The following is a 25,797-nucleotide window of genomic DNA, read 5'->3' as shown; positions in this document are numbered from 1 at the left end:
GAAGCCCTCCTTCTTGGGCTGGATGAAGGCAAAGGGCTTGCCTTCTGGTCCTGCACCGCCCTGGCCCCGGCCCGTATCTCACCTTTCATGTTCACCGCCCATATATTGAGGCCAGCCTCATGCAGGGCGCGCACGACCGCGAAGAAATCGGCCCGGGTCGGGGCAGGCCACCGGGCAAGGCTGTCACGGAAGGTGGCATCGGCTGAATTTCATTCACCCTGCTTCCGGCTTGCTCCACACCGGTTCATGCAGGCCTCAGGGCGTATTGAGAATGGTGGCATGGTGGCTGATATGATCGGCAATGAAGGACTGGATGAACCAGTAGGAGTGGTCGTAGCCCGCATGCATGCGCAGGTGCAGCCCCTGCCCCGCCCCCCCTGCCGCCGCACGCAGCAGGTCAGGCCGGAGCTGGTTGTGCACGAACTGGTCCGCCTCGCCCTGGTCGATCAGGATCGACGTGGGGTGGGTATGGCCAGCTTCGAGCAGGAGCGTGGCGTCATGCCGTGCCCAGGCCTTGCGGTCGGGACCAAGATAGGCGGCAAACGCCTTCTCGCCCCAAGGCACGATGGCCGGGTGGCAGATGGGCGCAAAGGCCGAGACCGACTTCCATGCCTGAGGCGCCGTAAGTGCATGCACCAGCGCGCCATGCCCGCCCATTGAGTGGCCCATAATGCCGCGCCTTGCGCCATCAATGGCAAAATGGTCCTGCACCAGTTGCGGCAGTTCCGTATCGATATAGCTGCCCATGCGGTAATGCGCCCGCCACGCAGGCGTGGTGGCATCAAGGTAGAAACCGGCCCCGGTGCCAAGGTCGTATGCGTCATCCTCGCCCGGCACGCCCGCACCGCGCGGCGAGGTATCGGGAGCGACCAGCGCAAGTCCGTGCCGGGCGGCAAAACGCACGGCGTTGGATTTGATCAGGAAGGTCTCGTGCGTGCAGGTCAGGCCCGCGAGCACGAACAGCACCGGCACCTTTTCGCCTGCCAGCGCGCGCGGTGGCAGGAACACGCCAAAACGCGCCTCAAGCCCCAGTGTTGTGGAAGGGTGGCTGTAAAAGCCAACCCGCCCGCCGCAGCCGGCATGTTCCTCAAGCGTCGTGATCCTGCTCATGGATCAGAACTCGACAACCGTGCGGATGCTCTCGCCCTTCGCCATCATGTCAAAGCCTTCATTGATGCGCTCAAGGGGCAGTTTGTGGGTGATCAGGCTGTCGATGTCGATGCGGTTTTCCATGAACCAGTCCACGATGCGCGGCACGTCGGTGCGCCCGCGCGCGCCACCAAAGGCCGAGCCGATCCACCGCCGCCCGGTCACGAGCTGGAAGGGGCGCGTGCTGATCTCCTGCCCTGCCCCCGCAACACCGATGATGGTGGAAACCCCCCAGCCGCGATGCGCACATTCCAGCGCCTGGCGCATGAGCGTGGGGTTGCCCACGCATTCGAACGAGTAGTCCACCCCGCCCCCGGTCAGCTCCACGATATGGCCAACGAGATCACCATCGGGGCCAAGGTCTTTGGGGTTAATGAAGTCGGTCATGCCGAATTTGCGGCCAATGGCCTCGCGCTCGGGGTTGATGTCGATGCCGATGATGCGCTCGGCGCCCACCATCTTCGCCCCCTGGATCACGTTCAGCCCGATGCCGCCGAGCCCGAACACGGCCGCCGTGGCGCCTGCCTCGACCTTGGCGGTAAACAGCACCGCGCCAATGCCGGTGGTCACGCCGCAGCCAATGTAGAACACCTTGTCAAACGGGGCATCAGGCCGGATTTTGGCAAGTGCGATCTCGGGCAGCACGGTGAAATTGGCGAAGGTGGAGCAACCCATGTAGTGATGGATCGGCTGCCCCTTGAACGAAAAGCGCGACGTGCCATCAGGCATCAGCCCCTTGCCCTGCGTTGCGCGGATGGCCGTGCACAGGTTGGTCTTGCGCGACAGGCAGGATTTGCACTCGCGGCATTCCGGCGTGTAGAGCGGGATCACGTGGTCACCGGGCCTGAGGTGGCGCACGCCGGGGCCGACCTCGCGCACGATCCCGGCCCCTTCATGGCCAAGAATGGCGGGGAACAGCCCCTCCGGGTCGGCGCCAGAAAGAGTAAACTTATCGGTGTGGCACAGGCCGGTGGCCATGATTTCCACCAGTACCTCGCCCTCACGCGGGCCTTCGAGCTGTACGGTCTCGATTTCAAGTGGTTTGCCAGCCTCGAAGGCAACGGCGGCCCTTACATCCATGACCAGTCTCTCCTTGCATGCGTTGCGGGCCGGGGCCCGTACCGGTTCGCAACGATTAAGGGCATCAGGGATGGATGCGTCAATGTCGCCCGGTCAGGAAAGCGTTAAGACATTTCAGTGACAAATGATGCCACGCGCCATGCCGCGCTGCCATGGCTGGCGCTGGATGTGATAAGCGCGAAAGCGGGGCTGGCAACGGCTGCCCGCTTTTTTTCAACCGTTCCGGAAACACCATATGGTCATCAATCGCAAAATCGGCTTGTGGATCCTCATGCGCGAGAGCCTGCTTTCGCTCATGCTGCTGTGCGCGTGGGATGTGGTCGTGGTCATGATGTTCCAGATCTTCCATCAGGAATGGATGGAGCAGCCCACCCTGCCCATCTCGCTCATCGGCTCGGCGCTGGTATTGTTCATGAGCTTTCGCAACAACACCGCCTATAACCGCTGGTGGGAGGGGCGCACCCTGTGGGGGGCCGTGACCAATAACAGCCGCTCGTTTGCACGGCAGGCCGGCACCATCCTGCGCGGCTGCCCGGACCTTGCCTGCGCCATGGCCGCCTACCCCTACGCGCTGCGCAGCGCGCTCGGCCGACTTGATGACATGAGCGACGTGCTGCGCCTCCTGCCTGATTCGATGAAGCCCGGCATCGAAGGCCGCGCCAACATCCCCGCCGCCATCCTGTTCCAGATCGGGCTGCGGGTGGATGCGGAGTGCCGCGCGATGGGTATTGATGGCGCATTGCAGGGCCAGATCGACCGCATCCTGTCCGACATGAGCAACGCGCAGGGCGGGCTCGAGCGCATCCGCAACACGCCGCTGGCCATCCAGTTCTCGGTGCTGCCCAAGGTGGTGGCCGCCGTGTTCTGCATCATCCTGCCGCTTTCCATGGTGCAGACGCTGGGGTGGATCACGCCGCTCGGCTCATCGCTCGTGGGCGTGCTGTTCGTAGCCCTCGACAAGATCGGCAGCGACCTGCAGGACCCCTTTGGCGCAACGCCGCATGGCATGCCGATGCTGACCATATCGCGCACCATCGAGATTGACCTCATGCAGTCCTGCGGGTTGCCCGCCCCGCCGCCGCTCGCACCCGTGCGGGGCATACAGGGCTGAAGCCGCGCCACGCAAGCGCCTCAAGACAACAGGCGCAATTTATGCTATAGGGCGGACATGAGCATGTTCAGAACCACCCAGAAGGGCACTGTGACCGATGCCATGGCGCGGACCGCCGCCGCGACCACGGCAGCCGAGGCCAAGTCCAGCACGGCTGTAAAAGATGAAGATCCGTTCCGCGAGGGCGATGCCATCGTCTATGCCGCGCATGGCGTGGGCCGCGTTGACCGGATCGGGGTCGATGAAATCGCGGGCACGAAGCTGGAGATGATCCAGATCTCGTTCCCCGGCAACCAGATGACGCTGCGCATCCCGCTGTCAAAGGCCCGCAAGTCGGGCCTGCGCAAGATCGTCTCGCGCGAGATCGTGGACAAGGCGATGGCCATCATCAAGGGCAAGCCCCATGTCAGCCGTGGCATGTGGGCCCGCCGCGCCGTGGCCTATCAGGAAAAGATCAACTCCGGCGACCTGGTACAGATTGCCGAAGTGCTGCGCGACCTGCGCCGCAATGTCGACAGCCTTGATGGCAGCTTCAGCGAGCGCAAACTGTTCGAGGCCGCACAGGAACGCTTCGTGGCCGAGGTGGCCGTGCTTGAAGGCAAGGAGCCGACCGAAGTGCTGGAAAACCTGACCGAGGTGATGAAGGCCGCCTGACCGCGCTCCCTCACCACCACCACACCGACAAGACACCGCTGGCCCCCGTGCCAGCGGTTTTGCTATGGGGGTAACACTATGCCCCGCACAGCCCGGTACGTGACAGGCAAGGATGGAAATGATGGCCGGAAAATTCTTCAGCCGCGATGCAATCATCGATACGCGCCGCAACCTTAACCGCATGAACGCCATCCAGAAACGGCAAGGATCGGTGCCATACCACACCCACTTCATTACCTGCGGCTGCCCGGACCCCATATGCGGGGCCTATCCCAGCATTGATAAGACACGCCCCCTGCCCTCGCCCCAGCAGGCGGAGCAGACCCTGCGCGCCCGCAGGCACCAGCGCAAGGCCCGCCGCAAGCGCTTCAACAGGGCCAGGCTGGAGCAGTTGCGTGCGGGGGCGGCATCAGGTTCCTACACCGGCCCGACCCTGATCTGACGTTTCAGTATTTGAACTGGTAAAGCAGGCCGATGCTGCTGCCCGGATCATTTTCCGGCGTGGTGAAGCCGGTCACGTTGCCGCCCGTGCCCACGGTGGTGTTGATCTTGAGCCGCTTGGTCAGGTCAACCTGCACCTGCGCCTGCGTGCCTGAGCCCGACGTTGCCTGCTTGGCCCCCACATACACCCCGCGCATGACATATTTGCCCGCCTCGATGGCCCCGGTATCGTTGCCGCCCGAGCCGTTGGAGGAACTGCTCATCTGCAACCGGTCCAGATGCAGCGTCTTGCGCACCATGCCCAGCGGGTCAAAGGCGGAGCCGCCGCTGATGCTGGCCACGGCTGCGGCGATGGAGGCCATCTGCGTGGGCGAGAGCGACTGCGTATCGGTGCCGAACAGCAGAATGGCCAAGATCTGGTCCTGCGAGAGCGGAGGCGAGGACGAGAACGTGATCTTGGGCGCGCTGGCGTAGCCGCCCACGTTCAGCCGGGCCGTGCCATCATTGGTGCTGCGCTCGGCCACGAAATCCAGCGTCGGATCGATGGCATGCGTCACCCCCACGCCATTGAACCCCACCTGCCCCTTGCTGAAGTCGAGCGAGATGCCGCCGAGCGAGAACCCGCCCTTCACCAGCGAGAATGCCCCCGTCATCACCGGCGCGGTTGCGGTGCCGCCTGCGTGGATATGGCCGTGCATTTCCGTATTCAGCCCATGCCCGCGCACATAGAACTGCCCCGGCGAGGTCACATCCAGCCCCAGCCCGATCACCATCGGGGTGGATTTGACGATTTTTTCCTGGTTTTTCTCATCCTCGGGCCGGATCACATCCAGATGCGCGACCGAGGTGGGCAGGGAATCGGGAATGTTGATGTCCACCCGCTTGAGCGTGAGGTTGCCGGTGGCGTCGATCCGGCTGGCAAGCTGGCCCTTCACGTCAAGGTCGCCATTGAGTGTTGCGGTAATCAGGTCGCTGGCCAGCGGGCGGGCATTGTCGGCATGGACGTGCAGGTCGATCGGCTGGCCGGGCTGGAGCACGCCATAACTGCCCGAGGCCGCAAGGCTGCCCTTGCCCGCCTGCGCGGTGAGCGTTGCAATGACCAGCCTGTCACCCATCGCGTTGACCGTGCCCTGCATGGATGAAAGCTGTATGCCCTCGCCAAAGTCATGGAACAGGCCATTGCTCAGGCTCAGCGTGCCATTGAGCCGGGGCTGGGCCGGGGTGCCACGCACGCCCAGCGCCACCTGCAGGTTGCCCCCCGCCTGCATGCCCTGCGCGCCCAGATAGGCATTGGCCACCGCAAGGTCCACCCTGCCATCGGCCTGCAGAGTGATCTGCCCGGCCTTGTTGACCGGCGCCGTGCCATGCAGGCCCAGATTGACCTGCGGCCCCGCCTCGATCTGCGCATCGACCCGCGCCATGCCCGCATTGAGGTTGGCCGTCGCCTCGATCGAGGCCGGGGCGAGCGATGAGGTATAGTCGGTATGGTATCTGAGGTCCGTGCCACGCAGGCTGACCTTGCCCGTGGGGCTGGCGGGCGTGCCCGTCAGCCGGGCCTCGGCCGAGAGCTGGCCCTGCGCGTGCAGCGCGGGCACGAAGGGGGCCAGCAGGTCGGGCGAGAGGCGGTTGATCGCCACATGCAGGTCAAGCACCGGGCTGACCTTGCCACTGGCCTCGATACTGCCCGCCTGCCCGCGCGGGGGCGTCAGGCTCACGCGCAGGTGGTCGAGCGCGATCTCCTTGCCATACCCCACGCTGACCGGCCCATCGAGGCGTACCTGCTCGCCGCGCGCCTGCGCCACAAGGCGGCGCACGCCCACCGACTGCCCGCTGATATTGGCCACCAGCGCCGTGTCCAGCGTGGCGGGGCCGGTCCAGGGTGTATCGAGCGTGGACTGGGCGTTGACATCCAGCGCCGCAAGCGGCCCCCTGGCCGTAACATGCGCCCGCCCCCCCATATCGCGGAAATGGGCGTTATCCACCACAAGGTCGAGATCGGTCGTGGGCGCATCGCCCGTGGGGTCGAGCACATGGCCCTTGAGCACCACCCGGTCGATACGCGCGATGGCGGCATTGAGCGCGCCGTCCACATTCACCGCCAGTGCGGCAGGCGTCGTGGCCGTGGCGCTGGTGGTATGCACGGTGGCCGCGACATGGCCACTGATGTCCTGCCCGGTCAGGTCATGCAGGTCAGCCAGGCGGGTCATGTGCACATCAAGCATGCCGGTTGGCACCTTGTGGCCATCGGGCAGCGTCATGTCCGCCGTGCCGCCAAGGCTTTTCCAGCCCAGTTGGGCGATCTGCAGGTGGCGGCTGTTATCGGCATTGCTGTCAAGGTGGGCGCTGACCTGTATGGGTGCCCGGTCCACCGTGCCGGATATGGCAAGCTCCCCCTGCCTGACCTGTGGCAGGTGCGCCATGGTCAGGCTGGCCTGCACGTCACCCGCCGCCGTGTTGCTTGCAGCGATGCTGGCCTGTGTTTTCAGGCTGGCCATGAGGTCATTGACCGGGCCTGTCGCATGCAGGTCGGCCTGCATGTGCCCCTTGAGTGTTGGCGCCAGCACATGCAGGTCCGACAGCGCCAGATGGGCCGTGGCATCCACATTGAGCGGCGTGCCGGTCACGATCTGGCTCGGCGTGGCATCAAGCTGCAGGGTGCGGCCCTGCACCTGCAACGTGGTGAAACGGATTATATTGCTCCCTTTCGCGCCCGGCGTCAGGGTGCCCGCAACGCTGACATGCCCCTTGTCGCCCACCAGCCCGACAGCCACCGGCAGGCCGCCATCAAGCACGATCTGGCTCTCGAGGCCGAACTGCCCGTCCTGCCCCTTTGCGGGCAGGCTCACGCTGCCATCAAGGCCCGCATGGCCATGCAGGTCAGTGCCGCCCGCCGCTGCCAGCGGGGCAAGGTCGGGCAGATCGGCATGGAAGGTGGCGGTCACTGGCTGCGTGGTGGTGGCCTGCCCGGTCACCTGCGCCAGCGGATGCGCCAGCGATAGCGTGACCAGCCCCTTTGGCGCGTCCGGCCGCCACAGCACATCAAGTTTCAGCGGGTCGGCGGCAAACAGCATGGGCTGGCTGCCCGGAATGCGCAGTCCCGTCACGGTGGCATGCAGCGCCGCATGTTCCGGCTGGCCCGCAACCGGGGCGCTCAGCCCGTCGGCGACCAGATGCAGGTTGGTGAAGCTGGTGTCGTTATAGGTCAGGCGGTCGATGTCGAGCGTGCCATTGCCCGTGGGGCGGTCCAGCGTGCCACCCAGATGGGCGGCAAGCTCAGCCCCCTGCCAGCCCGTGCCGCCAGTTGCCGTTACCGCATCGCTATGGGCCGCGACCTCCAGCGCCATGTGGTGATCAAGCAGCCCGAGTTGCCCATGTGCATTGGCATGAATGCCGCCCGTGGCCAGCGCCAGCGCGAGCTGCGTGTTCGCACGCGGGCCATGCAGCCCCAGCGAGAGGTCAAGCGGCGCAAGGGCCGGCACATGGCTGAGCGTGGCGAGAAAACCATCCGCCCCTTCGCTGGCGTGCAGGTCCAGCGCCACGTCGGCCTTGCCCAGCTTCGTTACAAGATCAAGGCTGCCGGGATGATCGAGCCGCGCCACCTTCAGCGCGATATCGGCAGGCGGCAGGGTGGCGATCGAGAAATGGTCGAGCACCGGGGCAATATCGGCCAGGCTGGCATGGCCGTTCAGGCTGAAGGCGGCGGGAACCTGCGCAAGGGCTGCCCCCACGTCAATCCGCGCCACATGCACGGCCCTGATGTCCACGCCCATGTGGATGCTGCCGCTCGAGGGTTTTTCAGGCTTGGGCGGGTGAGCGGGGTCATCCTCGCTCAGGCGCGGAATGGCGAGCCGCGCCATGGACAGGTTGCTGATCACCGCCCGCCGCGTGAGCAGCCGCAGGGGCGACCAGTCAAGCGCGAGCCCGTCGATCGAGAGCCACGCGCCCCTGTAGTCATCAAGTTCAAGATGCTGCACACGCAGCGCATCGGGAAAGCGGCCGCCCAGCCCCGACAGGTGCACGCTGCTGCCGGTCAGCCCCGGCAGGCGGCGCTCGATCTCGCGCTGGCCCGCCCCGGTATTGGCCGCCACCAACACCATGGCCAGCGCTGCGGCCACCAGCCCGAAGGGAATGCCAAATGCCAGGGCGCAGGTGCGCGCGATGCGCCGCCCCGTGCGCGGCGGGGGGGAGGATGGCGTGTCCTGCGGCATCAGAATGTCTCCCCCAAACCCACGTACAGCTCCCACTTGTCGCCCTTGGCGGGGCGGTTGAGGGGCACCGCCACATCAAGCCGCACCGGGCCGATGGGCGTGTAATAGCGCGCCCCGGCACCAGCACCCACGCGCACCGTGCCCTGGAAGGGCGTACGGTCCGCCGTGACCTGGCCTGCATCGATAAAGCCCACCGCGCCGAATTTCTGCAATATGCGCTGGCGGTATTCAAACGACCCCGCATCCATCGAGGTGCCGCCAATGGCGTAGCGCGTATTGGCAAATTGCGGGCCAACGCCCTGGTAGCGGAAGCCGCGCACCGTGGCCGAGCCACCGGCATAGAGCCGCTGGTCGGGCGGGATGGCGAAGGTCGAGGCCCCTTCCACATTGCCAATGGTGCCACGAAACGCCAGCACGCTGCGGCCGGGGCGGCTGAGGCCAAAGTGCTTGAGGTCGAAATAGGTCGAGACCGTGGCCTGCATGATGGCGAAGAACGAGGTGCCATCGGTCAAGGAGGCCGAGGGCGTGATGCTGGCCCCGATCCGCACGCCATGGGTGGCGGGCGTGATGGGGTTGTCCACGCCCGTGCCGTCGTAATTGGCCGTGAGCGGCACCGAGAGGATGAAGTAGCTGTTGGTGTTGCGCATCTGCTCGATCTGTTCCTGCTCGATCTGCCCGCCGAATGACACGTTCCAGTGCCGGTTGACGTGGCGCACGATGCCGATGCGCGCGAGCAGCGCGGTCTGGCGGTAGGAATAGAGTTCCTGCTTGATGCCCTCGATGCGGGCGCTGAGGTTCTGCTGGCGCGAGCCGAAATCGGGCTTCATCAGGTCGGCATAGAAATCATAGCCCAGCCCCTGCTCCGCCGAGCCGCCAAGCCCGGTGATGAGCGCGGTCAGCCGCAGCCGCTCGGCGTTGCCGAACAGGTTGTTATGTGTCCATGTCACGCCCGCGCGGCCACCGAGGTCGGTTGAATACCCGCCCTCCGCCCCCACGCTGTGGCGCTTGCCTTCATGAAAGCCGAAATCGAGCGGCATGGAGCCATCAGGGGCGAGCGTATCGCCATGATTGACCTGCACATCGGAAAACAGCCCTGTCGAGGCAATGTCCTGCCGGGCGCGCTCGATGCGTGAGGGCTGGTACAGCTCGCCCGGCGCAATGGTCAGCCTGCGCGCGATATAGGCCGGATGCGTGCGCTGCAGGCCGCCAAAGGCAAAGGCGCCAAGGTTCACCACCGGGCCGCGATGCACCGTATAGGCAATGTCGAGCGTATGGGTGGCAGGGCGCAGCCAGGCCTGCGGGGTGCTGACATGGGCCAGCGCGTAGCCTTCCTCCGTCAGGGCGGTCTGGAGTGCCGCCCCCGCCGTCAGCACGGCCTCGGCCTGTGCGGGCGCACCCGGCTTCATGCCAAAGGCCGCGGCCTCGGTAGGGTTGAGGTGGATGGGCGCGTCCCCCTTGTCGGGGTTGAGCGTGACCGTGCCGATGCGAAACAGCGGGCCGGTGCTTGCCGCAATGCTCACCTGCGCCTTGTGCCCCGCGGGCAGCGCCTGCATCCATTCCGGCAGGTCGGGGTCCCGCCCGTCCTGCCCGCCATCGCCAGGCGTGCCGCCCTTGTGGCTGCCATCGCTTATGGTGATGGTGATGCTGCCCGCGTAGTAGCCATAGCTTTCAAGCGCGCTGATCAGGCGGGAATAGTCGTTATGGATGCGCCCGGTCAGGGCAAAGGGGCTGACGGCCTGCGTTTTCTGCAGCGAAAGCAGGTCGGAAGAGGCCTTGAGCGCCGCATCGAGGTCGGCATTGCCGGTGGGGCGGATGGTTGTGGTGTAGTCCTGCGGGTCAGCCGCGAAGGCCGCGGGCAACCCCGGCAGGAGAACCGTCATGACCGCGAACAGGCTGACATAACCGGCCCCGCGCCGCGCACTGGCTGCCAGGCGGAGATGACGCAATCCTGTCAAACGGTGCTGCCCCTGTTGCTGTCTTCTTTCATGCGGTCAGTCGCCCACAGGGTATTGTCTGCCATTCCCGCCATGCATGATCAAACCGATATTAACGCCCTGCCCTTAATAAGTTCCGAATTTGTCGCATTGAAGGGCAAAACGGGCCAGGGATGTTGCAAACTGTCTCCACGCCCGCGTTCCTGACTTGACATACCCCCGATTCCGGCAGGCATGATCAGGCTTGAGCAGGCAGGGGGGCCGCATCCGGCCACCCCACCCTTCGCACCAGGAGCGTTGATGGGCAGACCATGTGTTCCCGGCTTTATCGGCGGCAAGCCTCTTGACCGCGCGCAGGCAAGGCCCGATGTCTTGCCCCCGTTGCGTGGGCGCGTGCCCGCCATGATGCCTGAGGATACCTGACCCGTGAACAGCCTGTCTCCCCGCCCCGGCGTGGCTACGCCACAAGCCAGCACCTCATACACCAGGGGGCTTCATGTCATAACATGGGGCTGCCAGATGAACGTGTATGACAGCGAGCGGATGTCCGACGTGCTGCGCCCGCTCGGCTACCGGGCCGTGAGCACGCCCGATGCGGCTGACATGATCATCCTCAACACCTGCCACATCCGCGACCGCGCGGCCGAGAAGGTGTTCTCCGAACTCGGCCGCCTGCGCAAGGTCAAGGAGGCGCGCGCCGAGCAGGGTGCGGCCACCGTGCTCGCGGTGGCAGGCTGTGTTGCCCAGGCGGAGGGCAAGGAAATCCTGGCCCGCGCGCCCTATGTCGACATCGTGCTCGGCCCCCAGACCTATCACCGCCTGCCCGAGATGGTGGCGCGTGCCGCCCGCGCGGCGGGTGCGGTGATCGAGACCGACTTCCCCGTCGAGCAGAAATTCGACTTCCTGCCCGCCGACCGCGCGGCGCCCGCAGGCGGCTCCGCCTTCCTCACCATTCAGGAAGGGTGTGACAAATTCTGCTCCTTCTGCGTCGTGCCCTATACGCGCGGGGCGGAAAGCAGCCGGCCCGCGCAGGCCGTGATCGATGAGGCCCGCAGGCTCGTGGCAGGCGGCGTGCGCGAGATCACGCTTTTAGGCCAGAACGTGAATGCCTACCATGGTGAAGGCCCGGATGGCCGCACTTGGGGCCTCGCCCGCCTTGCCCGCGTGCTGGCCGGTGAACTGGGCATCGAGCGCATCCGCTACACCACGTCGCACCCGCGCGACATGGAGGATGACCTGATCGCAGCCCATCGCGACCTGCCGCAGCTCATGCCGTTTTTGCACCTGCCGGTCCAGTCCGGCTCCGACCGGGTGCTCGCGGCCATGAACCGGGGGCACACGGCCGATGACTACCGCACGCTCGTGGCCCGCCTGCGTGAGGCGCGGCCCGACCTTGCCCTGTCATCTGACTTCATCGTGGGCCATCCCGGCGAGACGGATGCCGATTTTGCCGACACGATGCGCCTGATTGACGAGATCGGCTTCGCGCAGGCCTATTCCTTCAAGTATTCCTCCCGCCCCGGCACGCCCGCCGCAGGCGCTGGCATGCATGTGCCCGAGGACGTGAAGGATGCCCGCCTGCAGGAACTCCAGGCCATGCTGCGCGTGCAGCAGGATGCATTCAATGATGCAACCATAGGCCAGGTGGTGCCCGTGCTCTTTACGGGGCGGGGGCGCAAGCCGGGTCAGGTTTCGGGCAAGAGCCCATGGCTGCAGGCCGTGAGCGTTGAAGGCCCGGACAGCCTGATCGGCCAGATCGCCAATGTGGATATCCGCCACAGGTACACCAACTCGCTTGGTGGTGTCCTGACAGAGGAGACAGACAGGGCTTGAGAGAACAGACACAATCCACGCTCCACGCCCCCCGTCGCAGCGGCGGGCGGCGTACCCCCGGTGGCACGGCCGCGGCCAATGACCGCACCGTGACCATGCAGTTTGAAGATAACGTGCTGCTGGCACAGCTTGTGGGCGACCATGACCGCCACCTGCTGCATCTTGAACGTGGATTTGATGTCCGGCTGGCGTGTCGGGGCAACCGCATCGCCATTACGGGTGCGGCCCAGCGGGTGGAACTGACACAGGCCGCGCTGACCGAACTCTACCGCCGCGCGACAGTGGGGCAGACGGTCGATACCGCCACCGTCGATACCGCCATCCGGCTTGCCGCCCATGCCTTTTCGGCCCCCGCGCCACGCCCTGCTACGGGAGGACTGCCCGCCATGCCCGACACCCGTACCGCCACGCCCCCCGCCAGCCCGACGCTTGCCGACCTGCCCACCATCATGACCCGGCGCGGGCCCGTGGCCCCGCGCTCGGTTGGCCAGGCCGAATACATGGCCATGCTTGCCCGGCAGGAAATGGTGTTTGGCCTCGGCCCCGCAGGCACGGGCAAGACCTACCTTGCCGTAGCCCAGGCGGTAGCCATGCTGCAGGCAGGCCAGGTTGACCGCATCGTGCTGTCGCGCCCCGCAGTGGAAGCAGGCGAGCGGCTGGGCTTCCTGCCCGGCGACCTGAAGGAAAAGATCGACCCCTACCTCCGCCCGCTGTATGACGCCCTGCATGACATGATGCCGGGCGATCAGGTGATCCGGCGCATGGGCACGGGCGAGATCGAGGTGGCACCGCTCGCCTTCATGCGCGGGCGCACGCTGGCGCACTGTTTTGTCATTCTGGACGAGGCGCAGAACACTACGCCCGCCCAGATGAAGATGTTCCTCACCCGCATGGGTGAAGGCACGCGCATGGTCATTACCGGCGACCTGAGCCAGGTTGACCTGCCGCGTGGCGTGACATCCGGCCTGCGGGAGGCGGTCGATACTCTCGACGGCCTGCCCGGGATCGGCATGATGCGATTTGAATCGCGTGACGTGGTGCGCCACCCGCTGGTGGCGCGTATAGTGGAGGCATACGACCAGCGTGCCGGGGCCGAACGCCGCCCCCACCGCGCCCGGTCGCAGCAGGAGAACGATGAAACCTCGAAGTAGCACAGGCCCTGCCCACGCGGGCGGGGTCGCAGCAGGGCGGGCCATGCAGCCTGACCTGAAGGCCGGGCGCGATGCCCCCGATGTCACGGTGGCGGACAGGCGCTGGAACCGCGCCGTCCCCCACCCTGCCCGCGTGGTTGACCGTGCGGCCCGTGCGGCCCTCGCGGCCACGGGCTGCCACGGCCCGGTCACGGTGGTGCTGGCCGATGACCGCACGGTGGCCCGCATGAACTGGCAGCATCGCGGACGCAACAAGCCCACTAATGTCCTGACATTCGAATACCCGGCCGCGGGCGGCCTCTGGGGCGGCGACATCATCATCGCCTTCGAGACCGTGGCGCGCGAGGCGCAGGCGGCAGGGCGCGACATGGCGGCCCATCTGGCGCATCTGGTGGTGCATGGCGTGCTGCACCTGGCCCAGTATGACCACCACCACCCCGGCGAGGCCCGCGAGATGGAAATGCTCGAGGCCCGCATCCTGTCCGGCCTTGGCGTTGCCAACCCGTGGAAGCCGGGCCGCATGGTAACGCGGGGGGCACGCTCATGAGCCGCCCCGGCACCGATGCCAACGAGGAGCCTCCGTCCGGGTCGCGCGGCAAGGGATTCCTGTCGCTGTTCAGCCGCAGGCGGGCTGAACCGGGGCTGCGCCATTCCATTGCCGCGCTGGTCAAGGAAGCTGATGATGCGGCGGGGGATGACGCCAATCCCCACGCCTCCGAACTCGACCGGCAGGAGCGCGCGCTGCTCGCCAACGTGCTGCGCTTGCGTGGAATCACGGCGGATGACGTGATGATCCCGCGTGCCGACATCGTGGCGATGCCGGTCGATATCAGCCTTGATGAGGCGCTGGCCATGATGCGGCGGGAAAACCATTCCCGCATGCCGGTCTATCGCGACCAGCTTGATGACATCGTGGGCATGATCCATGTGAAGGACCTGATTGCCTATGTCGGCACATCGGAGGCCTTCCGCATGGAGCCGCTGCTGCGCCAGCCGCTCATGGTCGCCCCCCAGCTGCCCGTGCTCGACCTGCTTTTGCAGATGCGGCTGCGGCATGTGCATCTTGCCCTCGTCATTGACGAGTACGGCGGCATCGACGGCCTTGTCACCATCGAGGACCTGATCGAGACCATCGTGGGCGATATTTCCGACGAGCATGACGAACCGACCGTGAGCATGATGCGCGAACGGCCCGACGGCACGCTCGATGTCGATGCCCGCACTCCCGTTGCCGCCTTTGAGGAAAAAGTCGGCCCTGTGCTCACGCGCGAGGAGCGCGAGGCCGAGATCGAGACCGTGGGCGGCCTTGTGTTCCGCCTTGCGGGCCACGTGCCCACGCGCGGCGAGATCGTGACGCATGAAAGCGGCATGGTGTTCCGCATCCTTGATGCGGATGCCCGCCATATCCGCCACGTGCGCGTGCGCCTGCCGCCCCGCGAGGCAGCCCCGCAGCAGGCCTGAACGGATGGCGCGCCCGAACGGGCGCGCCATCCGATAAGGGCATGATGGATTTACGCACGCCCCACACGGCCTTAATACTGATCCCCGCCGGGGCCATGCCCCACCCCTGTCCCCACCGGAGAGTGACCTTGATGCCCATCACACGCCGCACCCTGCTTGCCCTTACCCCCACCCTCATGGCTGGCGGCCTGCTGTCTGGCCGGGCCATGGCGCAGGCGGCAGACCCGCGCCTGTCCATCCGCGCCGTGGGCAACCCGGCGGCCAAGGTGCATGTGGAGGAATTCTTCTCGCTCACCTGCACGCATTGCGCGCGTTTTGCCGCCGAGGTCTTTCCCGAAGTGCGCAGCAAGCTGATCGATACGGGCAAGGTGTACTACATTTTCCGTGATTTCCCGCTCGACCAGATCGCGCTGACCGGCTGCATGGTCGCGCGCGCGCTGGCCCCAGAGCGTTACGAGCCGTTCGTGCTCGCACTGCTGTCGAGCCAGGATCGCTGGGCTTTTGGCAAGGAACCGGCGGAATCCGAGGCCGAAATCCAGAAAATGGCGGCGCTGGCCGGCATGTCATCCGACCTGTTCCAGCAGACCGTCCATGACGACAAGCTGCGCCATGCCATCATGGATGAGGAAGACCGCGCCCAGGCCCAGTACAAGATCGACGGCACGCCCACCTTCCGCTTCAATGACAAGGAGCAGGTGGCGCAGGAACTGACCTACGAGCAGTTTGCCCAGAAGGTTGAAGCGGCGGCCCGCTGAGCATGACCGCCCGTTTCGTCCGGCTGCGCATCGCAGGCTTCAAGAGTTTCGCCGACCCGGTCTCCGTCGATATCCTGCCCGGTCTGACCGGCATCGTCGGGCCAAATGGCTGCGGCAAGTCCAACGTGGTCGAGGCGCTGCGCTGGGTCATGGGCGAGACCAATGCCCGCGCCCTGCGCGGCGGCGAAATGGATGACCTGATCTTCGCAGGCACCACCGCGCGGGCCGCGCGCAACATGGCGGAAGTGACGCTTACGCTGGAAGGGGCCGCCGAAATCGCTCCCGCCCCCTTTACCGGGCAGGATGAACTTCAGGTCTGCCGCCGGGCCGAACGGGGCGCGGGCAGCGGCTACCGCATCAATGGCCGCACCACGCGCGGGCGCGACGTGCAGACCCTGTTTGCCGATCTGGCCTCGGGCGCGCGCTCATCGGCCATGGTCAGCCAGGGCCGCGTCTCGGCGCTGGTCAATGCCCGCCCCGAGGAACGGCGCACCATTCTGGAGGAAGCAGCCGGCATTACCGGCCTGCACGGCCGCCGCCACGAAGCCGAACTCAAGCTGCGCGCGACAGAGGCCAACCTCGCGCGCGCGGAAGACCTGCGCCTGCAACTCGAATCCCGGCTTGGTGACCTGCAGGAGCAGTCCGAACAGGCGGCCCGCTACCGCGAATTCTCGCAGGGCCTGCGCGACTCCGAAACCGCCCTTCTGGCGCTGCTGCATGCCCGCGCCCACAAGGGCGTGACCGAGGGCGAGGCAGCCCTGCATGCCGCGCGCACCGACCTCAGGGCCGCCGAGGAAATGGCCGAGACCGCCGTTCTCACCGATTACGAAGTGACAAAAGCCCTGCCCGCCCTGCGCGAGGCACTCGATGCGCGGCGCACGGCACTCGAACGCTTCAAGGTCCGCGCTGAAACCATTGCCGAGGAACTCGCCCGCGCCGAGGCAGCCCTGGAACAGGCACAGACACGCCTTGCCGAATGCGAAGGCGTGCAGGCTGCGGCCCTTGCACGGCGTGATGACGCCACCCTCATGCTCGGGCAGCTCGAGGCCGAGCGGGTTCAGGTAGCAGAACGCCTCTCCGCCCTGCCCGCCCTGCGCGAGGCAGCGCAGGCCGCATGCGCCACGCTGGCACAGGCCATAACCGAGATGGCGGCCCGCGTGGAAGAAGCCACCACCACCATGCGCGAGGCGGAACTGCAGGCAACGCAGGCCCGCGAAGGGCTTGCCACCGCCACGGCCGCGCATGAGCGCCTTGCCACGCAGCACGCAGCCCTCGCCACCGAGATTGCGGCGCTGGAAGCCGATATGCCAACGGCAGAGGCCATTGCCTCCCACGATGAACAGATCCGCGTGGCCGAAGAACAAGCCGCCACCGCCCTGACAGCCCGCGAGGACGCCACCCGCGCCCATGCGGATGCCACGTTGCAGGCCGACCTGGCCCGCAATGCCGCGACCGAAAGCCTACGCGTGCATGCGCAGGCCACGCAGGATGCCGCCACCGCCGCCAGCAGGCTTGAAGTGCTTGAGCGCGACGTGGCGACGCTGGGCAACCATGTGCGCAACGCCCGCGCCGAACTTGTGCCCGAGGCCGAGCGCACGCGCCTGGCGCTGAGTGCGACCGAGGCCGAAACGGCCCTTGATCGCCTCCGCGCCGAACGTGCCACGGCGGAGGAGGCCCGAGCGCAGGCAACACAGGCCGAAATTCAGGCCAATGCCCGCCTGAAGGAAGCCCGCGCCACCCGCACCGCCACCGAGGAAGCGCTGCGCGCGGCCAGGGCCACCCACAAGCGCGCCAGCGACGCAGTCGATACACTCGCCGCCAGCATGACCCGCCTGCGCGCGCAGGCCGTGCCCGATGCGGCCCTGCAGGCGCTCGTGGCCAGACGAGAGGCTGCCGCCGCCGCACTGGAAGCCGCCCGCCAGCACATGGCCACGACCGAGGCGGCCAGTGTTGCCGCGACAAAGGAAGATGAAGCCTGCGCCGGCCGCCTGGCAGAGGCCCGCGCCAGCCTGTCGGGTCTTGAGGCGGAAGCCGATGGCCTCGCCCGCGCGCTGCACAGCGAGGCGCAGGCCGACCCGGCCCACGGCACAACGCTGGCCGACAGCCTGCATGTGCCCGCCGGGCTGGAAACCGCGCTGGCGGTCGTGCTGTCCGATGGGCTTGAGGCGGTGGTCAAGGGCACGGCGCCGCGCTCATGGCATGACCTGCCGCCTGCCGCACCCGCGCCCTTTCCGGCTGCGGGCATCAAACCGCTTTCCACCGTGCTTGAAGCCCCGCCTGCCCTGTCACGGGCACTCGGTGCTGCCGGGCTGCTGCCTGATGGCATGGATGGCGCGCCCCTTCAGGCCAGCCTGACGCCGGGGCAATGCCTTGTCACCCGCGAGGGTGCACTCTGGCGGTGGGATGGCTACACACAGGCCCCCAACCTGCCCGACCGCGCGGCGCTAAGGCTCAAACAGCTCGGCCGCCTGCGCGCCCTGCGCACGGAACTCGCGCAGTTGCGCGGCGCGCTCCCGGCGCTGGAACAGGCGGCACAGGCCGCCACAACCACCCGCCAGCACGCAGGCGAAGCCCTGACGACGGCACGCAACGCCCGCATGGCCGCCGAGAACACGCTGGAAACCGCCCGCACGGCCGAGGCCGAGCTTTCACGCCAGCACGCCACCATCTCGGCCCAGATCGACACGCTCTCGGTGCAGCAGGCCACGGCCCAGGCGGCCCTGACGGATTCCGAGGCCGCCTGCGCGCGCGCCACGGAACAGGAAGCCAGCCTGCCCGACCTCGACCAGCTTGCCCGCGCCCAGCAGGCGGCAGCGCAGGCGGCCACGCAGGCGCAGGATGTCGAAAAGGCGCTGCGGACCCGCCATCAGCAGGCTGAATCAGCCCTTGAGCAGGCCCGCCGCGCCCTGCAGGCCGCAACAACCCGGCACAGCGAGGCGGAAACGCGCCTGCAGGCCCTGCTGCCCGAACAGGCCCGGCTGGAAAACGACCACGACACCGCAAGCCGGGAACTGGCCACCCGGCGCGAACAGCTTGCCGCCCTGCCCGCCCCGGCTCTGGCCGAAGAGGCGGCCCGGCAGGCCACCGCTGCCGCGACACAGGCGGCCCAAGCGCTGGAACAGGCCCGGATCGTGGTGGAAGAGGCCACGACCCGGCTCGAGCACGCCCGCAATGCCCGCGCAGCCCTTGAGCAGAAAATGCGCGAGACCGGTACGCGGCTTGAAGCCCGGCAGGCCCGCATGGCCGATCTGGCCGAAGGGTTGCAACAGGCGGAGGCGGATGTTGCCGCCGCCCGTGCCCGCCTTGAAGCCCTGCCCGACATGAGCGGGCTGGAACACGCGCTGGCCAGCCTGCGCGAACAGGCCGAAAGCCTGCGCGCGCAGGAAACCGAGCAGCGCGAGACCCTGGCCCGCCTGCACACGGAGGACGCCACCCTGCGCCAGCGCTTTGACGCATCGGCGCAGGACATGACGCAGTGGACCGCCCGCGTGGAGGCGGCCAGCCTCGAAGCCGAGGCCGCCGAAACCCGCCTGCGCAATGCCCGGGCCGAGCATGAGCGCGTGGCCCCCCAGCCGGTTGCCGTCCGTGCCCGGCGCGATGCGATTGCAACCGAACTGGCACAGCATGAAGCCAGCCATGACGTGGCAATGGCGGAACTGCAACAGGCCGAAACCCGCATGGCGGAAGTGCAGCAGGGCCGCCGCACGGCGGAAGAGGTGCTGACCGCGGCACGTGAAGCCGTGGTCCGCGCTGAAGGCAGGCGCGAACAGGCACAGGTGCTGCTGGCGCAGTTGCAGGCGGATTCAACGCCACCGCCGGGCGTGGTGCCCACTGACCTGAGCGTGAATGCCGAGACCGGCCTGCGCCGCAAGGTGGCCCGCCTGACCCGCCAGCGCGACGAGCTTGGCCCGGTCAACCTGCGTGCCGAGCTTGAGGCGCAGGACGCATCGGGCAAGATCGACACGATTTTGCATGAGCGTGACGAACTGCAATCGGCCATAGCCCGCCTGCGCGGCATGATCGGGCAGCTCAACCGCGAGGGGCGCGAGCGGCTGATGGCCGTGTTCTCGCAGATCGACCAGCATTTTCAGGCGCTGTTTGCCCGCATGTTCAATGGCGGGCGCGCGCATCTGGGCATGGTGGGCAATGACGACCCGCTTCAGGCGGGGCTGGAAATCTATGCCCAGCCGCCGGGCAAGAAGCTCGCAACACTCTCGCTGCTTTCAGGCGGCGAGCAGGCGCTCACCGCGCTGTCGCTCATCTTTGCGGTGTTCCGCTGCAACCCGGCCCCGGTCTGCGTGCTCGATGAGGTCGATGCCCCGCTTGATGACGCCAATGTGGGCCGCTTCTGCGCCCTGCTGGCCGATATGGTGGCGGAAGCGGGCACGCGCTTCCTTGTCGTGACCCACCACCAGTTGACCATGGCACATATGGACCGGCTGTATGGCGTGACCATGCAGGAGCGCGGGGTCAGCCGCGTGCTGTCGGTTGACCTCGAACGCGCGACCGAAATGGTGGATGCCGAACCCGCCAGATAATGCATTGATAAGAAATGAAAGTTTTGGGTGAAGCTTTTCCCTGAAAGCTTTGAAAGAAAACGCCGCCTTTTTGAAAAAAGGCGGCACCCAAAAACTTTAATGATTGCCGATATATGGTACGACGGGGGCGGTACCTGACCGCATCCCGTCAGTTACCGGTTGGCCCTTACGGCAGCATGCTGCCGGTCTCGATGAAGCGCTGGTGCCACGAAAGCGCCTCGGTCAGCAGATGCGGCGACTGCTGGCCAAACGACCCCGCACGGGCGCGCTTGTAGTAGTCCTGCAGCATCGGGCGGTAATCGGGGTGGGCGCAGTTGGCGATGATCACTTCCGCGCGCTGCTTGGGCGAGAGGCCACGCAGGTCGGCAAGCCCCTGTTCGGTCACGAGCACCTGCGAATCCTGCGTGATGTGATCGACGTGGGAGGCCATGGGCACGATGGCGGAAATCTTGCCGCCCTTGGCGGTGGATGGCGTCATGAACACCGAGATATAGGCGTTGCGGGCAAAATCACCCGAGCCGCCGATACCGTTCTGGATCTTGGAGCCCATGATCTGGGTCGAATTCACGTTGCCATAGATGTCCGATTCGATCAGGCCGTTCATGGCGATACAGCCGAGGCGACGGATCAGGCCGGGATGGTTGCTGATATCCTGCGGGCGCAGGATGATTTTCTTCTGGAACTCGCGCATGCGACTGTTGAGCGATTCCGCCGCTTCCGGGCTGAGCGAGAAGGCCGTGGCCGAGGCCACCCGCATCTTGCCGCTTTCCAGCATGCCGAGCATGCCAGCCTGAATCACCTCGGTGTAGGCGGTCAGGTCATCGAACGGGCCTTCCTCCAGCCCGCCCATCACGGCGTTGGCAACGTTGCCCACGCCCGACTGCAACGGCAGCAGCGACGGCGGCAGGCGGCCCATCTTCACTTCATGGCGGAAAAATTCCATCAGGTGGCCCGCAATGCCACGAGCGGTTTCATCCGGCGGCGAGAACGGGGCGTTGCGATCGGGCGCATTGGTCTCGACAATCGCTACGATCTTGGCGGGATCGACCTTGAGCGAAGTGCCGCCGATGCGGTCATCGGGGCGCAGCAGCGGAATGGGCTGGCGGTGCGGCGGCAGGGCTGCGCCGTACCAGATGTCGTGCATGCCCTCGAGCGCTGCGTCCTGCCAGCTATTGACTTCGATGATCACCTGTTTGGCGGTATCGAGCCAGGTCTTGGAATTACCGACGGAAGAGGACGGCACGATGCTGCCATCTTCACGGATAGCGGTGGCCTCGATGATGGCGGTGTCAATCGTGCCAAAGAAGCCCGCCCAGGCCATGGGGGCGACATGGCTGAGATGCATGTCGAGATATTCGGTCTCGCCCTTGTTGATGCGCGCGCGCAGGCCGGGATCGGAATTATAGGGCATGCGGAAGGAGATGCCGTTGACCTTGGCGAGCGCGCCATCAAGCTCCGGCCCGGTCGAGGCGCCGGTGAGCAGCCGGATGCGGTATTCCTTACCCTCGGCGTGCGCACGCTCCATCAATGCGGCAAGCGCCTGGGGCACGGCCTTGGGGTAACCGGCGCCGGTAAAGCCACTGGTGCCCACCGTGCTGCCCGGGCGGACAAGGGAGGCCGCCTGCTCGGCGGTGGTGATCTTGGCCCGGAGCGCCGCATTCCGGATTCGGGTGTGGTCGATCATGAACTTTCCCTCAAACTCTTATCGTTATGCCCGGCCGGTCGAGACCGCGCCGGATATGTCGTATGCCGTCGTCACGGCCCTGGCCGGGGCCGATCTGCCGGGGCGGCGGCAGTGGCGCGGGTATTCCCTTTGCACCACGGCGCCCCTCCCTGCGTTTCACTTCGGCATGACGCCTTCATCTGTTCTCCGTCCTGCAGGCTACGTCACAACAAAAGAGTGTGACAGGCTGCCCTGACTCCGGCTGGCGGTTTCACGTTTGCTCCATCAGCCACGCCCGCGGCTGGGGCAAAAGGCCTTATGCCGGTCTGTGTCCTGGTCACTATATTCCGATTTTTCCTGTACAATATCGTTACCCGGATGCAACCGGTTTGTGTCATTAAGGATACATTATTGCCCATCCCCCTAGTGCATGGCGGCCAATCTTGTGAATAATAGGAGACCAGACCCAGCAAGGGGCACAACCCGGACCGGCCATCAACAGGAGAGGATTTTCGTTTGAGACGTCGATTTCCCTCCCATCGGCCTGTCATGGCACGGGATGCCATATTCCCGCCTGCTACCGGGCGGGAAGCCACCGTGCCTCCGGCCCCTCCTGCCCTGCCCACGCACCCGCTGGCAGAGCTGCTGGCCGGCCGCCCCCTGCGCGTGGTGGGCGATGTGCATGGCGACCTGCATGCCTTCCGCCATGCCGCCGCGACCGACCGGTTTGTCATACAACTGGGCGACCTGGTGGATTACGGGCCGGACAGCGCGGGCGCATTCCGCCTGATGCAGCGCCTGATTGATGAAGGGCGCGGCCTGTTCATACTGGGCAACCATGACCGCAAGCTGGCCCGCGCGCTGCAGGGCCGCAAGATGCGCCGCGACCCCCCATTGATGGAAACGCTGACCGCCTTCCTGCGCGAGGAGAACAGCGACGTGTACCAGCGCGCGCTGGCCGATCTGGCGCGCGCGCCAGCATGGATCGTGCTGGGGCAGTCCATATTCGTGCATGGCGGCTTCCATGCCCGCATGCTGGGCGAACTGCCGCCACCGGGGCTGGGCACGGTAACACCCCTGCTGTCACGCGCCCTGTTTGGCGAGACGACGGGCCGCATGCAGAAGGATGGCTACCCCGAGCGCAGGCTGAACTGGGTCGATCACATTCCGCCAGGCTACACGGTCTATTGCGGGCATGACCGCCGCTCCACCGATGGGCGGCCCTGGGTGCGCCATGGCCGCATGGGCGGGCGGGCCATCTTTACCGATACCGGGGCTGGCAAGGGGGGACATCTGGCGTGGATCGACCTCCCGCCGGTGCTGTAAGTCTTTTTTCATCCCTCTTTTTTCAACGCAGGAGCGCGGACACCGATGAACACCACCGAGGCCAGACAGGACGCAGCCCGGCGCAAGCTCGAAGAGCTGCGCTGCAGCATCGACAACATCGATGCCGCCCTGATCTATATGCTGGCCGAGCGCTTTCGCCACACGCAGGCGGTGGGCAGGCTCAAGGCCGCCAACGACATGCCGCCCGCCGACCCCGCGCGTGAGGCACGCCAGGTAGCCCGGCTGCGCGACCTGGCCACCGCCGCCCATCTCGACCCCGATTTTGCGGAAAAATTCCTGGCCTTCATCATCCGCGAGGTCATTCGCCACCATGAGGCCATTGCCGCGGGCACAGGCCAGTAACCGCCGCCATGCCCCGCCAGCTTGTGCTCATGCGCCATGCCCAGGCCGCGCCCGCCGCGTTTGGCGATATCGGCCCGCAGGCCGATTTCAACCGCGTGCTCACCCCGCATGGCCGTGACAGCGCCCGCGCCCAGGGCGCGTGGCTGCGGGCGCGGGCGCGGGCCTTTGCCCCGCAACTGGTGCTTGTCAGCCCCGCGCGGCGCACGGTCGAAACGCTTGCGGCGCTGGGATCATTTTATGGCGATCAGAAACCCGATATCCGATATGTGAACGAACTGTATGAGGCAACTGCCGAAACGGTGCGTGACATGCTCTATGCCATTTCCGATAAAACAAGCAATATCATGGTATTAGGGCACAATCCGGCCTTGGGCGCCCTGGTGTTTGACTGGGCGGCGCGGCATTGCCCGCCTCCCCTTGAAGAGGCGATGCAGCGTGGCTTCCCGCCCGCCTCCATCGCCTGCTTTACCGCCGAAAAACCATGGAATTCCGCCACCGATCATGAAATCCGCCTCAACGCCCTGTCTTGCCAATAATGTCATTGCGGCAAAGGGGGGCATGGATTGCCACGGCGGGGGTTTCGTTCCTATCGTCAGACCCGAGGCCCGATGACTGCCGCCCCGTGCGGCACGCCGGGCATATAATTTGGGCATAGCGATAAACTGCCGCATGAACGGCAGAATGCCCGGAGGTTGGAGACATGGCCCCCTGCCCCACCAGCGCAGGCGTGGCCCCAGGAGGAGAGTTGTAGATGAGCGAGTCCGGAAAAACTGCCACAATCTCGCTAAACGGCAAGGATGTTGCACTGCCCATGCTGTCCGGCACGATGGGGCCGGAGGTCGTCGACATCCGCAAGCTGCCTGCCCAGGCTGGCGTATTCACCTATGATCCCGGCTATGGCGAGACCGCGTCATGCTCCAGCAAGATCACCTTCATCGATGGTGAAAAAGGCGTGCTGCTGCATCGTGGCTACCCCATTGCGCAACTGGCCGAACAGGCCACCTTCATGGAAGTGGCCTACCTGCTGCTCAACGGTGAACTGCCCGACAAGGCGCAGTACGACGGGTTTGTGAATTCCATCAAGCACCACACGCTGCTGCACGAGCAGATCCGCAATTTCTTCAACGGTTTCCGCCGTGATGCGCACCCCATGGCCATCCTGTGCGGCACGGTGGGCGCGCTGTCTTCCTTCTATCATGAAGGGCTCGATGTCTCGAATGCTGCCACACGCTACCAGTCGGCCATGCGCATCATCGCCAAGATCCCGACCATCGCGGCCTGGGCCTACAAATACACGCAGGGCGAGACCTTCATCTACCCGCGCAATGACCTGTCCTATGCCGAGAACTTCCTGTCCATGATGTTCGCGGTGCCGAGCGAGCCCTACAAGATCAACCCGGTGCTCGCCCGCGCCATGGATCGCATCCTGATCCTGCATGCAGACCATGAGCAGAATGCGTCAACCTCCACCGTGCGCCTTGCGGGCTCGACGGGCGCCAATCCGTTTGCCTGTATTTCCGCAGGCATCGCGGCCCTGTGGGGGCCTGCCCATGGCGGGGCCAACGAGGCGGTGCTGAAGATGCTGGCCGAGATCGGCCACAAGGACAACATCCCTGAATTCATCGCCAAGGTGAAGGACAAGACAAGCGGCGTGCGCCTGATGGGCTTTGGTCACCGGGTGTACAAGAACTTCGACCCGCGCGCCAAGATCATGCAGGCCACCTGCCATGAGGTGCTCGGCGAGCTTGGCATCAAGGACGACCCGCTGCTCGACCTGGCCATCGAACTGGAAAAGATTGCGATCCATGACGAATATTTCGTCAAGCGCAGCCTGTACCCCAATGTCGATTTCTATTCCGGCATCATTCTCAAGGCCATGGGCATCCCCACCAGCATGTTCACCGTGCTGTTTGCCGTAGCCCGCACCACCGGCTGGATCAGCCAGTGGAAGGAAATGATTGAAGAACCCGGCCAGCGCATCGGCCGCCCCCGCCAGCTCTATACCGGCTCGCCCGAGCGCGATTTCGTGCCGTTTGACAAGCGGGCCTGATTGAAACAGCCGTGCCGGACGGGGTATTGCCCGCCCGGCACGGCAAATGGTCCTGCCGTTTCAGGTCCCGCTTCACGGGC

General features: G+C 66.0%; 19 protein-coding genes. 14 read left to right on the top strand and 5 right to left on the bottom strand.

Translation table 11 applies throughout. The features are described 5' to 3' along the window. Positions 1 to 255: 255 nt before the first annotated feature. Positions 256 to 1,110 carry an S-formylglutathione hydrolase gene (fghA, locus tag QEG70_RS13205; protein ID WP_308721092.1) on the bottom strand — a complete coding sequence of 285 codons (855 nt, stop codon included), beginning with the start codon at positions 1,108 to 1,110 and terminating at the stop codon, positions 256 to 258. 3 nt (positions 1,111 to 1,113) lie between these two features. Then, positions 1,114 to 2,229: an S-(hydroxymethyl)glutathione dehydrogenase/class III alcohol dehydrogenase gene (locus QEG70_RS13200; RefSeq protein WP_308721091.1), complete on the bottom strand. Its 1,116-nt coding sequence runs from the start codon at positions 2,227 to 2,229 to the stop codon at positions 1,114 to 1,116. A 235-nt stretch (positions 2,230 to 2,464) separates the two neighbouring features. On the opposite strand from QEG70_RS13200, the gene QEG70_RS13195 reads away from it, so the two are divergent. The 3 genes from QEG70_RS13195 (at position 2,465) to QEG70_RS13185 (ending at position 4,436) form a co-directional block, all read left to right on the top strand. After that, a complete protein-coding gene (locus tag QEG70_RS13195) occupies positions 2,465 to 3,340 on the top strand; it encodes a bestrophin family protein (protein ID WP_308721090.1) in 876 nt (291 codons plus the stop codon). A 57-nt stretch (positions 3,341 to 3,397) separates the two neighbouring features. Beyond that, positions 3,398 to 3,994 (top strand): CarD family transcriptional regulator, encoded by a 597-nt coding sequence (locus QEG70_RS13190; RefSeq protein WP_078524182.1) that lies wholly within the window; start codon positions 3,398 to 3,400, stop codon positions 3,992 to 3,994. Between the two features lie 118 nt (positions 3,995 to 4,112). Next, positions 4,113 to 4,436: a hypothetical protein gene (locus QEG70_RS13185; protein WP_308721089.1), complete on the top strand. Its 324-nt coding sequence runs from the start codon at positions 4,113 to 4,115 to the stop codon at positions 4,434 to 4,436. A 4-nt stretch (positions 4,437 to 4,440) separates the two neighbouring features. Here QEG70_RS13185 and QEG70_RS13180 read toward each other — a convergent pair whose 3' ends face one another. Next, complete coding sequence (locus QEG70_RS13180) at positions 4,441 to 8,643, bottom strand: translocation/assembly module TamB domain-containing protein (protein ID WP_308721088.1); 4,203 nt, start codon at positions 8,641 to 8,643, stop codon at positions 4,441 to 4,443. Continuing rightward, entirely contained in the window at positions 8,643 to 10,589 is a 1,947-nt protein-coding gene (locus QEG70_RS13175; protein WP_308721112.1) for an autotransporter assembly complex protein TamA, read from the bottom strand. The genes QEG70_RS13180 and QEG70_RS13175 overlap by 1 nt, the downstream gene beginning before the upstream one ends. Before the next feature lie 288 nt (positions 10,590 to 10,877). Between QEG70_RS13175 and QEG70_RS13170 the strand changes: the two genes are divergently transcribed. From QEG70_RS13170 to QEG70_RS13140, 7 genes are all read left to right on the top strand, one after another. Continuing rightward, positions 10,878 to 11,000 (top strand): hypothetical protein, encoded by a 123-nt coding sequence (locus QEG70_RS13170; RefSeq protein ID WP_255210374.1) that lies wholly within the window; start codon positions 10,878 to 10,880, stop codon positions 10,998 to 11,000. Between the two features lie 3 nt (positions 11,001 to 11,003). Next, positions 11,004 to 12,410 (top strand): tRNA (N6-isopentenyl adenosine(37)-C2)-methylthiotransferase MiaB, encoded by a 1,407-nt coding sequence (miaB, locus tag QEG70_RS13165; protein ID WP_308721087.1) that lies wholly within the window; start codon positions 11,004 to 11,006, stop codon positions 12,408 to 12,410. An 89-nt stretch (positions 12,411 to 12,499) separates the two neighbouring features. Then, complete coding sequence (locus QEG70_RS13160) at positions 12,500 to 13,561, top strand: PhoH family protein (RefSeq protein ID WP_308721111.1); 1,062 nt, start codon at positions 12,500 to 12,502, stop codon at positions 13,559 to 13,561. Between the two features lie 43 nt (positions 13,562 to 13,604). After that, positions 13,605 to 14,108 (top strand): rRNA maturation RNase YbeY, encoded by a 504-nt coding sequence (ybeY, locus tag QEG70_RS13155; protein WP_308721086.1) that lies wholly within the window; start codon positions 13,605 to 13,607, stop codon positions 14,106 to 14,108. Beyond that, entirely contained in the window at positions 14,105 to 15,022 is a 918-nt protein-coding gene (locus QEG70_RS13150) for a hemolysin family protein (protein WP_308721085.1), read from the top strand. Before ybeY ends, QEG70_RS13150 begins: the two co-directional genes overlap by 4 nt. A 131-nt stretch (positions 15,023 to 15,153) precedes the next feature. Further along, the gene (locus tag QEG70_RS13145) at positions 15,154 to 15,777 is read left to right on the top strand and encodes a thioredoxin domain-containing protein (protein WP_308721084.1); all 624 of its coding nucleotides are present in this window, start codon (positions 15,154 to 15,156) and stop codon (positions 15,775 to 15,777) included. Between the two features lie 2 nt (positions 15,778 to 15,779). Next, positions 15,780 to 20,315 carry an AAA family ATPase gene (locus tag QEG70_RS13140; RefSeq protein ID WP_308721083.1) on the top strand — a complete coding sequence of 1,512 codons (4,536 nt, stop codon included), beginning with the start codon at positions 15,780 to 15,782 and terminating at the stop codon, positions 20,313 to 20,315. A gap of 166 nt (positions 20,316 to 20,481) precedes the next feature. Here the strand turns inward: QEG70_RS13140 and QEG70_RS13135 are convergent, their stop codons facing one another. Further along, a complete protein-coding gene (locus QEG70_RS13135) occupies positions 20,482 to 21,999 on the bottom strand; it encodes an acetyl-CoA hydrolase/transferase family protein (protein ID WP_308721082.1) in 1,518 nt (505 codons plus the stop codon). 528 nt (positions 22,000 to 22,527) lie between these two features. On the opposite strand from QEG70_RS13135, the gene QEG70_RS13130 reads away from it, so the two are divergent. From QEG70_RS13130 to gltA, 4 genes are all read left to right on the top strand, one after another. Continuing rightward, positions 22,528 to 23,304 carry a metallophosphoesterase gene (locus QEG70_RS13130; RefSeq protein ID WP_308721110.1) on the top strand — a complete coding sequence of 259 codons (777 nt, stop codon included), beginning with the start codon at positions 22,528 to 22,530 and terminating at the stop codon, positions 23,302 to 23,304. Between the two features lie 45 nt (positions 23,305 to 23,349). Next, complete coding sequence (locus QEG70_RS13125; RefSeq protein ID WP_308721081.1) at positions 23,350 to 23,667, top strand: chorismate mutase; 318 nt, start codon at positions 23,350 to 23,352, stop codon at positions 23,665 to 23,667. Between the two features lie 8 nt (positions 23,668 to 23,675). Continuing rightward, entirely contained in the window at positions 23,676 to 24,203 is a 528-nt protein-coding gene (locus tag QEG70_RS13120) for a SixA phosphatase family protein (RefSeq protein ID WP_308721080.1), read from the top strand. Between the two features lie 215 nt (positions 24,204 to 24,418). Beyond that, positions 24,419 to 25,717, top strand: coding sequence for a citrate synthase (gene gltA / locus QEG70_RS13115; protein WP_308721079.1), 1,299 nt, complete (start codon positions 24,419 to 24,421; stop codon positions 25,715 to 25,717). Positions 25,718 to 25,797 lie beyond the last annotated feature (80 nt).

This window comes from Komagataeibacter xylinus, from assembly GCF_031081985.1.
GTDB classification, from domain to species: Bacteria; Pseudomonadota; Alphaproteobacteria; order Acetobacterales; family Acetobacteraceae; genus Komagataeibacter; species Komagataeibacter xylinus_E.
This window is presented reverse-complemented; position numbering and strand designations above follow the sequence as displayed.